Source organism: Paraflavisolibacter caeni (assembly GCF_025628885.1).
GTDB lineage: Bacteria > Bacteroidota > Bacteroidia > Chitinophagales > Chitinophagaceae > Flavisolibacter > Flavisolibacter caeni.
In genome coordinates this window covers 87,363-100,592 of the sequence record NZ_JAOTIF010000014.1, presented here as the reverse complement: position 1 = coordinate 100,592, position 13,230 = coordinate 87,363, and the positions used below count along the sequence as shown (strand labels likewise).

Annotated in this window: 11 protein-coding genes and 1 tRNA gene; 3 read left to right on the top strand and 9 right to left on the bottom strand. The window is 42.8% G+C overall.

The window, feature by feature from the left end:
- Positions 1-99 precede the first annotated feature (99 nt).
- Positions 100-173: transfer RNA gene (locus OCK74_RS16315), tRNA-Ile, on the top strand.
- Between the two features lie 61 nt (positions 174-234).
- On the opposite strand, the gene OCK74_RS16310 is transcribed toward OCK74_RS16315, so the two are convergent.
- From OCK74_RS16310 to OCK74_RS16300, 3 genes are all read right to left on the bottom strand, one after another.
- On the bottom strand, positions 235-1,053 hold the full coding sequence (locus OCK74_RS16310; protein ID WP_279298126.1) for a CHAD domain-containing protein: 819 nt from the start codon (positions 1,051-1,053) through the stop codon (positions 235-237).
- Between the two features lie 163 nt (positions 1,054-1,216).
- The gene (locus OCK74_RS16305; protein WP_279298125.1) at positions 1,217-1,786 is read right to left on the bottom strand and encodes a YceI family protein; all 570 of its coding nucleotides are present in this window, start codon (positions 1,784-1,786) and stop codon (positions 1,217-1,219) included.
- A gap of 168 nt (positions 1,787-1,954) precedes the next feature.
- On the bottom strand, positions 1,955-2,533 hold the full coding sequence (locus OCK74_RS16300; protein WP_279298124.1) for a Crp/Fnr family transcriptional regulator: 579 nt from the start codon (positions 2,531-2,533) through the stop codon (positions 1,955-1,957).
- Positions 2,534-2,623: 90 nt separating this feature from the next.
- On the opposite strand from OCK74_RS16300, the gene OCK74_RS16295 reads away from it, so the two are divergent.
- Both OCK74_RS16295 and OCK74_RS16290 read left to right on the top strand, forming a co-directional pair.
- Positions 2,624-3,901, top strand: coding sequence for an NfeD family protein (locus OCK74_RS16295; RefSeq protein WP_279298123.1), 1,278 nt, complete (start codon positions 2,624-2,626; stop codon positions 3,899-3,901).
- Positions 3,902-3,953: 52 nt separating this feature from the next.
- Positions 3,954-4,721 carry a slipin family protein gene (locus OCK74_RS16290; protein WP_279298122.1) on the top strand — a complete coding sequence of 256 codons (768 nt, stop codon included), beginning with the start codon at positions 3,954-3,956 and terminating at the stop codon, positions 4,719-4,721.
- Between the two features lie 9 nt (positions 4,722-4,730).
- Here OCK74_RS16290 and OCK74_RS16285 read toward each other — a convergent pair whose 3' ends face one another.
- The 6 genes from OCK74_RS16285 to OCK74_RS16260 all read right to left on the bottom strand — a co-directional run bounded on the left by OCK74_RS16285 (position 4,731) and on the right by OCK74_RS16260 (position 13,162).
- Positions 4,731-5,531: a DUF4249 domain-containing protein gene (locus OCK74_RS16285; protein WP_279298121.1), complete on the bottom strand. Its 801-nt coding sequence runs from the start codon at positions 5,529-5,531 to the stop codon at positions 4,731-4,733.
- A gap of 2 nt (positions 5,532-5,533) precedes the next feature.
- The gene (locus tag OCK74_RS16280) at positions 5,534-8,152 is read right to left on the bottom strand and encodes a TonB-dependent receptor (protein WP_279298120.1); all 2,619 of its coding nucleotides are present in this window, start codon (positions 8,150-8,152) and stop codon (positions 5,534-5,536) included.
- 37 nt (positions 8,153-8,189) lie between these two features.
- Positions 8,190-9,149 (bottom strand): FecR family protein, encoded by a 960-nt coding sequence (locus tag OCK74_RS16275; protein ID WP_279298119.1) that lies wholly within the window; start codon positions 9,147-9,149, stop codon positions 8,190-8,192.
- 30 nt (positions 9,150-9,179) lie between these two features.
- Complete coding sequence (locus OCK74_RS16270) at positions 9,180-9,737, bottom strand: RNA polymerase sigma factor (protein ID WP_279298118.1); 558 nt, start codon at positions 9,735-9,737, stop codon at positions 9,180-9,182.
- A gap of 97 nt (positions 9,738-9,834) precedes the next feature.
- Positions 9,835-10,518 carry a carbonic anhydrase gene (locus OCK74_RS16265; protein WP_279298117.1) on the bottom strand — a complete coding sequence of 228 codons (684 nt, stop codon included), beginning with the start codon at positions 10,516-10,518 and terminating at the stop codon, positions 9,835-9,837.
- Positions 10,519-10,762: 244 nt separating this feature from the next.
- A complete protein-coding gene (locus tag OCK74_RS16260; RefSeq protein WP_279298116.1) occupies positions 10,763-13,162 on the bottom strand; it encodes a hypothetical protein in 2,400 nt (799 codons plus the stop codon).
- Positions 13,163-13,230 lie beyond the last annotated feature (68 nt).

Genomic DNA, 13,230 nt, shown 5'->3' with positions numbered 1-13,230 from the left:
TTGCAGGAAAAGATGTTCGTTAAAAAAATATTTTTTAGCTGTGGAGAATGTGCCCCTTTCCTTATCTTTGCTGCCCGTTTATACCGCCTTGTGTGGTATGGACCCTTAGCTCAGACGGTTAGAGCATCTGACTCATAATCAGAGGGTCGCTGGTTCGATCCCAGCAGGGTCCACAAAAAGACAGCCTTTCAGGTTGTCTTTTTTATTTCTGGAGTTATCTATAAGTACTTAGGTTCAAGCTTTGCTCAGCTGCACAGGGCCAAGGTGTAAATCCGTAAGTTTTTGAATGACTTCGGCCTGGCGGGTCTCTTTTTCCGTTAGCCATTCGCTTTCCAAATGCTCCAGGAGCCGCGTTTCATTTTCTGGCAGGCCCTCTTCCTTGTGCGTTTGCAAAAATGTGAGGGCAAAACACAGATCATTATATTTACCCAAAAGGTGAGCGGCATGATTAAGGTCTTCTTCACTGTTCCCTAAGCTTACCGGGAATGGTTGGTTGAAATCGTTGCGGTAAGTTTTTATGTTGTAAATAAGGTCTTTTAGTTGTTTGCGGATCGTATGCAGGTCTTCATCGTGGTGAATTGAAAGCAATCCGGTTTGAATGGCTGTAATTTTATGTTGCACAAACTTTTTGACAGTTCCTATTCGTAAACTTTTAGGCAAATTACTGAGTATTGATTCTTCTGCCTTGTCAAATGAAGCTTTTTCAATAGCCTGCTGCAGGTCATTCTTTGCATGACTTGATTTTTGCTGCAGCCTTTCTAAATATTGCTGGGATGGCTGCTGGCTGAAATAAGGGTTCACAAGAGGCAGAAATAGTTGCAAGTCGCGCACAGGACCTGCTGTTTCATAAATAGCTTTTAGTTTACCCGGCACTTTCAATTTTGAAGACTCCTCCTCACCCTGGAGCAACCGGATGAATGCCCTCAGCTTTTTATATTCGACACGCAGGTCATGAATATCTTCAATGTCATAAGTACCAGTGATTTGCGCACACAGGGTTTTCATGTGCAGCAACCGTTTATTAATAACTTCTTCCAGGTAGGCCTTTTTCATGAAATTTGATCTGAACTATAAAGTCAAATCTACGAAGTAGAAAGAAGTTCAATAAAAAAAGCCAATACCTGGTTTAGAGGTACTGGCTTTTAATGAAACAGATCTTTATTGAGGGGATCAATGACTAACACAATTCACCATTCACCATTGACCATTCACTACTTTAATCTTTAATAAACTCTGCATTTGCTACCAGGGCAACTTCATCGCCTACAACAGCTGTAGGAGTAGCGGTGCCAACACCAAATTCAGAACGCTTTAAAGTGCCAGAGATCTTAAAGCCGGCAACTGTTTTCTTAGAATAAGGATGTACAGCAGAACCATTATAAACTACATCCAGGACTACTGGTTTCGTTACGCCATGCATTGTCAGGTCTCCAGCCAGTTTATATTTCTTGCCGCCAACATTTTTAAAAGATTTGCTCTTAAAAGTTAAGGCGTTGTATTTAGCTGCATCAAAAAAATCAGGGCTTTTTAAATGTTTATCCCTGTTTTCATCATCAGTGTTAATGCTGTTTACATCAGCAGTCAGCTCTATAACGGCATCAGAAAAGTCAGCTTTAGAAGAAGTGAACGTTGAATTGATGTTTTTGAAAGAACCTTCCACGTCAGAGATCAGCAGATGGGTAACTGTGAAGTTTAATTTAGAATGTGATTTGTCGATGTTCCAGGTTTGCGCAAAGCCAGCAAAAGAAGCAACAAGGGCTAAAGCAATAATAACGGTTTTCTTCATTTCTGTTTGTTTTTTAAGTATATATAGTATTAATTATGAATGCTGCATGTGCTACAGAAGATGTTTTTTCTCCTGTGTTGATGTTTTTGACAAGGCAAAATTCACCCCTTAGCCAAAACTGGACATTGATGTATGTTAGGAAATAAATGTTAAAATGGAAGGGTCAAATCATTTTTTAGAAAGTTCTTTGCGGATCCGGCTCAAAGATTCGGGCATTACGCCTAAATATGATGCAATCATGCGTTGAGGAATGCGGCGGGCAAGGTCGGGGTAGGTATTTAGAAAATCAAGATAACGATCTTCTGCGGTTGCCACCAATTGATTGACCAGCCTTTTTTGCAAGGCCCTGTAGCTATTCCGGATCAGGCGGTTGAATAAGGGGTTAAAGTCTGGGTGTATGGCTTCCAACTTTTGCTGAAAGTCTTTTTCACCCGCCAATATTGCTGCAGGTTCAATGACGTCTATAAAGAACATTGCTGTTTCCTGTGAGTAAAAACTGTTCAAATCTGTTATCCACCAGTTCTCTGGGGCAAATTGTATCACGAATTCCTTTCCTTTATCATCGATCACATAGCTTCTCAGACAACCTTTGGCTACAAAGAATACCTGCCTGCAGGGATCTCCCGACCGTAACAGGATCTCTCCCCGTTGTGCTGTTTTGGGCGTGAAGACATTTTTTACCTGTTCAAACTGGCCTTCACTGATCTCTATCTTTCCCTTAAAATATTGCTGTAGCAATTCGTACATGGGAGCAAATTAGCAAATTGGTAAGATTTAAGTAAATTACATGTAGATACATCAGAACTGAAAACCAGCGGCTTGCAATAGCATTAATCTATGCGTCGCACTTTATTATACCTGTTCTGTATTTTAGGATGGCCTGTGCTGCTTTGGGCGCAGGAGGTTGCCTCCATAAAGATCGATGGAAGCATTAACCCTACTTCCGCAGAGTTCATTCAGCGCAGCATCAGGAAAGCCGCTGAGGAGCATGCTCAATGCCTTTTGATCCATTTGAATACCCCCGGTGGTCTTTTGAAATCAACCCGTGTCATCGTAGGTGATATTATAGACGCTCCCCTGCCGGTAGTCGTTTATGTATCGCCCTCCGGTGCCCATGCTGGTTCCGCCGGTGTGTTTATTACATTAGCTGCACATGTAGCAGTCATGATGCCAGGCACCAATATGGGGGCGGCACATCCTGTAGGCATGCAGGGTATGGTCGGAGATACCATCATGAATGAAAAATCCACGAACGATGCTGCCGCCTTCATACGCACCATTGCGGAAAAGCGCAACCGCAATGTTCAATGGGCTGAAGAAGCTGTAAGAAAAAGCGTTGCTATAACTGCTACAGAAGCATTGAATAAAAACATTATTGACTTTGTTGCTGTTAATGAGCGGGAATTATTAAAACTTCTTGATGGAAGGAAACTGCAAACCACTTCAGGCATTGTTACGCTGCATACCAGCAGGGCGACGGTCAAGACCTATGAAATGGGCTTTATCGAAAACCTGCTGAACATTCTTAGCGATCCTAACATTGCCTACATTTTGTTGCTACTTGGTTTTTATGGAATCATGTTCGAATTATACAGTCCTGGTGCTATTCTGCCAGGTATTATAGGCGTGATTAGTCTGATCCTTGCCTTTTATTCACTGCATACGCTGCCCATTAATTATGCGGGCCTGGCATTGATCATTTTTGCTATCATACTTTTTATCCTGGAAATAAAGATCGTCAGCCATGGAATGCTGGCAGTTGGCGGTATTCTTTCTCTGTTGCTTGGTTCTATGATGCTGATCCGGGAAGATTCAGGTGGTATCGGACGAATTTCATGGAGCGTAATCATCTCATCAACCATTGTTACTGCCGCTTTTTTCCTGGTAGTCATTGGCTTAGGTATCAAAGCGCAGCGGGCAAAACCTGCCACCGGGCAGGAGGCATTGTTAGGCGAAACAGGCGTATCGTTGGGTATATTGGATCCTAATGGTATTGTGCTCCTTCATGGAGAGATCTGGAAGGCTGTAAGTAATTCAGGAATTATTGAAAAAGGTGCAAAGATCCGGGTGATCAACCGGAAGGGATTTACCCTCTATGTGGAAAGGGATGTCTAAACCTGCATTTGGAGGATAATATAAAAACAAGTGAACTATTAAATAAACTTTTATGCAACAGATTCCGGTAGTTCTGATTGTCGTTGTCGTCTTTGGATTGATCATCATTTCCAACGCCATCCGTATTTTAAGAGAGTATGAACGTGGTGTTGTCTTTCGCCTGGGCCGGCTGATTGGTGTTAAAGGGCCTGGCCTGATCCTGCTGATACCCATCATTGACAAAATGGTGAAAGTAAGCCTGCGTACAGTAGTGTTCGACGTGCCACCACAGGATATCATCACTGAAGACAACGTGTCGCTTAAAGTGAACGCTGTTGTTTATTTCCGGGTGATTGAGCCGCAAAATGCCATTGTGCAGGTGGAGAATTACCTCCAGGCCACTTCGCAATTATCTCAAACTACATTGCGCAGTGTATTGGGGCAATCAGAATTGGATGACCTGTTGTCTCAGCGGGACAAGATCAATCAGAAACTGCAACAGATCATTGATGCACATACAGAGCCCTGGGGGGTAAAGGTCTCTAACGTGGAAGTCAAACAAATAGACTTGCCCCAGGAGATGCAGCGGGCCATGGCCAAGCAGGCCGAGGCAGAGCGGGAGCGCCGCTCTAAAGTGATTGCTGCTGAAGGTGAGTTCCAGGCTTCACAGCGGCTATCTGAAGCTGCCAAAATATTGGCTGAAGAACCTAGCGCATTGACATTGCGTTACCTGCAAACATTAAGAGAAATCGCTACTGAAAACAATTCCACAACCATCTTCCCGGTTCCTATTGATTTTCTGAAACCATTTATGAGTGGTGAAAAGGGGGGCAATCAATAGTCAATGCGCTTATGGCGCAATTACTTTTTGACGGCTGATCGTATGAGCACTAAAATACCCCAGTGCTCCTCCACTGATATTGGTTAAAGGATTTGCAGGAGCCGCAATGCTCCCACTGCCATCTCCGCCCCCGGCGTCCAGGCTATACCAATATTTATAGATTACCTCATCCAGGCAAAGCATTTCAACTGTTACCTCATCACCACTCCTGATATTCCGGGGATCGTCTTTTTTATTCACCCCGTTATCCAATTGCATTGTAATAGAATTCCCATTGGTAAACTCGTCATTCTCCAAAAAAATCGCCGGGTCTTTAACACCGTTCACGTATTGTACAAACCTGTACCTGTTATTGAGATCTTTAGGATCCTTATACTGTATGGTAGCGAAATCAAACTGCCCGAAAGGACCTTCTGAAATATAAAGTGAATCTAAATGCACTGGTTGCGGCATGGTACATGAAGCCGTGAAAGTATGACTACTGATTGTAACGGTTAATTGATAGACATGCCCTGGTGTTCCCTTGATCAGCTTTGTTTCATAAGCGCCCGGTTGAGTCTCCATCAAAGGGAATTCCACCCCATTATCCTTGATGGTTACAACAGCCCCGCTTACTCCTGGAAATTGATTGTCTTCATTAAATTGTTTGGACTGACTCAAATAAACTTTACATACACCAGGCTCATTTGTAATCGCACCTTCCACTACATATTTTATATCACTTTCCTTGAGCTCTAAGTCTATCACCTTTTTACAGGAGCATAAACCCAGGATAAACGAAAGGCCGCATAATATTCTAATCATGTTCATGCTCAGAATTTAAAATTGTAAGAAATAGAGGGGACGAAAGTGAATAAAGATGTTTTTACCGCTTCTGTTTTATCAGGATGGTCTTCACTTTCCTGGAAATCTATTTGATATGCGTTTGCCCTTCCATACACATTAAAAACACTAAAATTCAGCTCAGAAGAAAAACGTTTTCCCTTTTTGAGCTGCTTTGTTGCGCTAAAGTCGAGTCTATGATAGTTTGGCATCCTGTAACTATTTCTTTCACTGTAATAAAAATATACTTCGCCATCAACTTTGTATTTCCCGCTTGGAAATGTAATGGCTTCTCCTGTGTTGAAAACCCAGTTGGCGGAAAGGGTCCATTTTTTATTCAACTGGTACATACCAACAATAGCTATATCATGCGTTCTGTCCTGGCGGGCATTGTACCAGTCATTATTATTAATGCCTTCGATCTTGCGTTCTGTTTTTGAAAGTGTATAACTTAACCAGCCATTAAACTTACCTGCTTTCTTTTTGAATAACCACTCAATGCCATAAGCGCGACCCTTGCCAAATAGCAATTGTGTTTCGATAGGCCGGTTGGAAAACACTTCCGCTCCGTTACGGTAGTCAATTTGATTTTGCATCTTTTTATAATAGGCTTCTATGGTTAGTTCATACAACGCATTCTTTATGTTTTTATAATACCCTATGGCTACCTGGTCTGCTATTTCTGGTTTAATAATATTGGTGCTGGCAATCCATTTGTCTGTTGGAGATGATGAGGTGGAGTTAGAGATCAGGTGCAGGTTTTGTGTATTGCGTGTATAAGATGCTTTCAGGGCACTTGTGTTGTTCAATTGATAACTGGCAGCCACCCTTGGTTCTGGGTTTACATATGTTTTCACCACTTCCCCGCGCCCATAATGCAATGTATCTGCCACTTCGCCTCCTGCATCCAAAGTGTAATAATCACCTGCACCTAATATAGAGAACGATGATACACGCAGGCCATACGCCAGGTTCCACCGGTCTGTAGCCCTCCAGTTATTATTGATGTATAATGCATTTTCAAGTGAGAAGCGGTCCGGCAGCCCTTGTAATACGGTGCCTGTATTTCCTGTAACAGATATTTCTCCGGGCTTTATGGTATGGTAAATCGCATTGATGCCCATATTGATCGTATTGGATGCATTGGCGTACCACTGAAGTTCCTCTTTCAGATTCCAGTCCCTGATCCAGGAACGGATCTGGTAATCTATGGATTCTGTTTTTACATTGATCTTATAATCATAGTTGCTATAGATCAGTGAAGTATTGGAGAATAGCTTTTTATTGAAAATATGATTCCAACGCAATGTACTGGTCGCATTGCCCCAGTTAATGCCTGCGAGTTTATCCTGGCTCAACTTATCCCGGCCAAAATAAGCAGAGAGGTATAACCTGTTTTTTTCATCAAGGGTGAAATTTGTTTTAGCGTTGAGGTCATAGAAATAAAGCTGGGTCTTTCTAAGAGATGAATCGCCAAGCACTTTAAGGAATACATCCGCATACGTCCTGCGCCCTGATACTAAAAATGAAGACCGGTCCTTTTGAATGGGACCTTCAATATTTAATCGTGATGCGATCAAGCCTATGCCCCCACTGACACTAAAGTCCTGGTTATTGCCATCATTCATTTTGATATCCACTACCGATGACAACCTGCCTCCATATTGTGCCGGCATGCCACCTTTATAAAGTGTTACATTCTTTATCGCATCAGAATTAAAGGTGGAAAAGAAGCCAAGTAAGTGAGATGCGTTATATACAGGTGCCTCGTCTAGCAATATCAAATTCTGATCTGCTGCCCCGCCGCGTACATAAAAGCCACTGTTACCTTCACCCGCTGCCTTTACTCCTGGCAGGAGTTGGATGGTTTTTAATACATCCCGCTCACCAAACAATACAGGCAAATTTTTAATTTCCTGGACATTGATCCGTTCAACACTCATTTGCGGGTTTTTAAGGCTCCTTGCCGTAACAGTTGAAGTAACAGTAACCACTTCAAGACTTTTGGCATCCTCTATCATAGAAAGATCAAGCCTGAGATTCTTATTTACATTCACTGGCACCTTCCTCGTGATCATTCCTATAGCTGATACCAGTAGTGTATAATTTCCCTGTGGCAAAGTCAGGGAATAAAAGCCATACTCATTACTAATTGTTGCAGCAGAGGAACCATTTACCACAATAGTTGCCCCAATAATGGTTTCTCCTGTTTTTTCAGATTTGATGGTTCCATGGAGTACATATTTCTGTGTACCAGCATTTGCATTCACTTGGGATACAGGGGCGTGTTTCTGATCGACTCTTTTGATCAAAATATTTTGATCTATCTGTTTGTACTCCAGCCTCCTTCCGGTGAATATTTTATCCAACACTTTATTGAGAGGTTCATTGCTCGCATTAATATGAATATGGAGTTCTTGCTCAATATCTTCTGCCTTAGCCAAAAACTTAAATGGCGTAACAGCTTCAATAGACCGGATCGCATCTTTTAACGAAACATCATTCAATTGAAGATTGATCCTGACGTCCTCCATCTTTTGAGACATGCCATTAAAAGGAAGCAGGATAATGAATGAGCAAAAGAAAAATTTGAAAAAGGTTCTTTGCATTGTTAAAACTCTTGGATCTGTTTAAATAGGTATTAGTTTATTGACATTCTTTACCAGATAAAGTGATTGTTTTCCTGTCACTACTGAAGGCATATTGCATTTCTGTAAGCTCAGACATTGTAGCCAGAAGCTTGTCCAGCGAAATAGTATTTTCTAATCCCATATAGTAACGGCAATTGCGCATTCCGGGGCTGGCAAATATTATGGTGACGCCATACCATCTTTCCAGGGTACTTGCTATTTCTGCAAGCGTTTGTCCTTCAAATTGCAATATTCCTTTCTGCCATGATATTACTGAATTCGTATTTATAGTCCTGGTATGTACTGTTTGATCCTTCCGGTTATACTCCAATAGCATGGATGGGGTTAAGACAGCAAGGTCTTTAGCCTTGTTTGTCACCTTCACTTTACCTGTAACCACGGAAATATCTGTTGTATTAGATGCTGCATAAGCTTTAATGTTAAATGAAGTGCCCAGAACTGTTGTCTGCACGCCACCTGCATCAACCTTAAATGGATGTTCTGGGTCGTGGGTTACTTCAAAGTAGGCCTCTCCATCTAATTTTAGCGCACGCTTGTTTTTGAAGGATGGAACATAGCTCAGCGTACTTGAAGCGTTCAGCCATACACTGCTGCTGTCTGGAAGCCGGACCATTTTTATTTTGCCAGGTGGATTGGTTACTGTTATGTAGGAGCTGGAAAATGAATTTGTAAACCGGAGCACCATCATTGCTGCGCCAATGAAAACCACCAATATGGCTGCCACCTTTGCCCACGATAAATTGAGCACCTTTGCTCTTCCCGGACTTATCGCCTTCTTCAGGCGCCGGAGCATCCGGTTGTATACATGCTGTTGCTCCCCAGGATCAGTAGTATGCCATAGAACGTCACCAATGGGCGCAGCATGATACCATTTCATTAGTTTAAGAATCTCTTCCTCAGTGGCAGTTCCATCTGCGTACTTCTGGATGAGTTCCTCTATATATTGCTCGGTCATATGATGAAGTACCACTAGCCAGGCCAACCCCTAAATAAAAAATGATTTTATTTTTTTGAGCGTTTCTCTAAGTGCACGCAAGGCCTTGGTCATGTGGTATTCCACTGCTTTTGGAGACAGATCCATTTTGCTAGCAATTTCTGAAATGGTCAGCTCTTCTACCCGGCTGTAGTTAAATACCAAACGGGCTTTTTCAGGGAGTTCTTCTATGGCGCCCAGCATATACGCATGCAGAAATTTAGCATCGAGCTTTTCTTCTATATCCGAGATGTGTTCAGAGAGCGCCTGCCCTTCAATGATTTCCCTCCGTCTTTTGTTACGGGTAATTGATTTGAACACTGCAAATTTAACAGCAGTGGCCAGGTATGCCTGCAGAGAGTTGATTGTAAGGTCTCGTTTCCTCATCCACAGACTGATCATTACTTCATGTACAATATCCTCAGCAGCCTGTTGATCTCGAACATGGTAATAACCAATAGCAAGAAGTTTCTCCCAATAGCGGTTATAAATTTCAGTGAATGCGTCTTCATTGCCTGCCTGGAGGCGTATTAATAATTCCTCTTCAGTAAGCGTAGAATAATTGCGCATTTCTATACTACTAAGGTACTGAAAAGGGAAAATCCGGTTTTACCACTTAGAAAGCTAAATGGCCATATGTGGATTTGATGTCCGGCTCATGACCCCATTACAAGTGACTTATTAAACTCACTCTTCCTTCATCAAGGTCATAACGAGCACCTACTATCATTAATTCATGTTTATGTTCTTTCTCGATCAATATTTCAGATTGGGTTTCTAATTGATGAACCCCATGTAACACATTGGCTTTTACACAGTCATCCAGGCGGTTTTTATCATCCTTGGCAACTGTCTTGATCTCTAACTCATCTTTAATGCTATCTACAATATCTTTGATATGGCCGGGTGCTTCCCCACCATCAACAAAAGCTTTAACGGCTCCACACTTTTCATGTCCCAATACCATTACCAGGTTCACGCCCAGGTGTTCTACCGCGTATTCAATACTGCCCATTTCCAACCCGCTAATCACGTTTCCTGCTGTGCGGATTACGAATACGTCTCCAAGACCTTGGTCAAACAATAATTCAGGTGGAACGCGTGAGTCGGAACAACAAACAATCACAGCAAAGGGATGCTGAGCAGTAGAAATCTCCTTCATACGCCTGGCAGTTTCATCGGGGTGAACAGGGTGAAAAGAAGCAAACCGTTGATTACCGCTTAACAATTTCTCCAGGGGTGTTGCATTAGTTTTTATAGGTTGAGTTTCATTTTTGCAGCCAAATAAAAATAAGCCAGCAACCAGGAAGAAGGAAAACTTATATCCTGCAAATGAAGATCTTCTATTCATAAACAATGAAATTGAGCTATTATTAATATAGGCAAATAATCAATTAGACGCCTCTCTGCAAGTAGGAGATATAGAAATAAAGTGGCTTGTGAAGGCAAAGCTACCGGCTTTCACGACTAGCGATGTTGAACAATATCATTCGTTCGTGTAACTCTTGTCATTATCCGGTTTGGTATAATAGTTCACATAAAGAAAGCCTCCACTACAAGCGGAGGTTTTCTTTATAAATACAGAACTATGTTGCTTACTCCATTATCTGCTCCAACCTGGTAAGCTTGCCATCGCTGCTCATACCTTCAATCACTACCCGGAACGACTGGCTAACATCATTATTATAAAAGGTAAACATAACGGTTTGCTTACCCGGTGTTGTTACCAGCATGGGGTTCCAATATAGTGTTGTCCGCAAATCACGCTCCTCATTACGCTGTTGGAACGAGCTGTAATTAGGAGCATAGAATTGTTTGATCGGCGTATAGCCTATCACTTTATTGCTTGCCAATCCTTTACCCGGCGTGCTTTGCACATCGCCACCCCTTCGGGTATAAATGGCAATAGCGCCATTGCCGCCTCCGGAACCGCCCATAAAAGGAGGACGGAAAACTTTGATATAGGCCACATCTGAAACAGGTATGCCCGAGATCATGTCCACATCAGTCTGTATTTCATCCAGGTAAAGCTGGGGTGACCCGCCGCGCCATTGCATGGACGCACCGCCTCCACTTTGCGTGATCTGGAGACCGGCGACTTTTCCCTGGAGGTATTGGAAAATATTCAAAGAAGAAGCCGCAAATGGATCATTCAGCAGGTCAAACTGGTAGGCGTCAGCGCCTTTGAACAATCCGGATGTGTATTTTTCATCCATTACCTGTACCGTAGGTTTTGTTTTAGCGCTGACTGTCACATTTTCCAACATCTTCACCTTTTGCATTTCCATCAGGCTGGCTCTTTCCCCTGCCAGTTTCATGTGACGGTAACTGCCAGTCGTATCGGAGATAGTTGCAAAAGGCGAAAAGTTTTTGCTGTAGTTAAGAGCTGCCAGGCGGTCGCTCATAAAGCGTACATCAGCACTGCTCAGACCTTTGTTCTTCGGAAACTGGTAATAGATCTTCAGGGAATCGAAGAAAACCATCTCCGGATCTGAAAAATTTCCTTTGGTATCAATAGGCATCATGAGCATTTTGGAGGCAGAGTCATTTTGCTTCACAATCATGATAATACTGCTGCCTGCCCCAAGCTGGCTTTGATGTACGCCTATTACCTTCCCTGATAGCGTAAGATAAGTGCTGTCTTTCGGGTAGGTGATGGTAGGAAACTTTCCTTTTACTACATCTTCCCATTTAAAGCGGCGCCAACCATTTGTAAGCATTACGAGGTCCATTTGCTGGCGGACGGTGTCGCTGTTGTTTGAAAAGTAATAAGCAGGGCGGTACACGCGTCCTTTGATTTCACTTGTTAGTAAGAGGTGTGAGAAAATATTGCTGCTGCTGTCTGCCGCTATTCCAGCATCAGTAACTGAAACAGAAAGATTCGCTGTGATGCCGGCGGGTACCGTAACTTCAATCTCATCTCTTCCTCTCTTGCTGAGACCCCAATGTGCCACGTTCATCTCTGTAGGAAAAGAATAATCATTATTATTAATGAACGTAATGCGTTCTGCAATAGCATTCCAGCCTGCATCAAAAACTGTGATCGTTAAAATGCCTGTTGGAAGGGTTTCGGTAGGAATCATTTTCGTTCCCGAAAGCTCCGTTGAAAGGTTCACCCCTGTCTTAAAAACCATGTTCTGGTGCATGGTGCCTACCAGGTATAACTGCTTCAGGTTGTCGGGGGCATCTGCCGGGCGGTTAACAGCTACAATACGCCTGGTACCGCTAATGCCTACCTGCATGGCAATACCAGTAGGTTTGATCACCGGAAGGGGCGTTGTTTTTTCAACACCTTTTGCTTCTTTCCATTTGGCTGTATAAGTGGCATTTCCTTCCGGTTGTAAGAAAAAGGATCCCATCCCATCGTGAATTGAACGCAATGAGTCAACAACCTTTCCCGCACTGTTCAGGATGACGCCCTTAATACTTACCGGCCGTCCCCACTGATCTGCCGCCTTAAAAGCAATCCTGTTTCTGATGCCTGCAACTGCATCTCCCCCTTCTGGGAAGAACTCCAGAGAAGTAACAGGTGCTACTTTAGCTGTAGCAGGAGTTTTAGAAAGAATGCGGATGCTCTTCTGGTAGAGGAATGCAGTATCAAAGTTGAGCATCCACCTGGTATAAGCCCTTACATGGATAGCACTGCCTGTATAGTTTTCAGGAATATCAAATTGGCCGTTGGTGACTGACTGCACTACCGGGCAGACGCTGTGTAGCAACACGGTTCCCTTTTCATCTACCCAGTCTATATAAAAAGTTTTACTGCCATCGGCAAGTTCGAGCCCTTGCATCAGGTAAGCCTTGAACCAAATGGTTTCACCTGGAGCATAGGACGATTTATCATAATGGAGATAAGCACGTTCCTGGGCGTATTTGGTAGAATAAGTAGCCAGTGTAGAATCAATCGTTTGAGCTTGTGAGCAAATCGTAAAAAAGAAAATGCTCAACATCACCATAGCAGTACGAAACAGGTATTGACAAATCAATTTCTTCATGGAATACAACTAGTTAGAGGGCCGTTAAATTACAGCCAATTGAGAAAATGGAAAATAGCTTTAAGTTT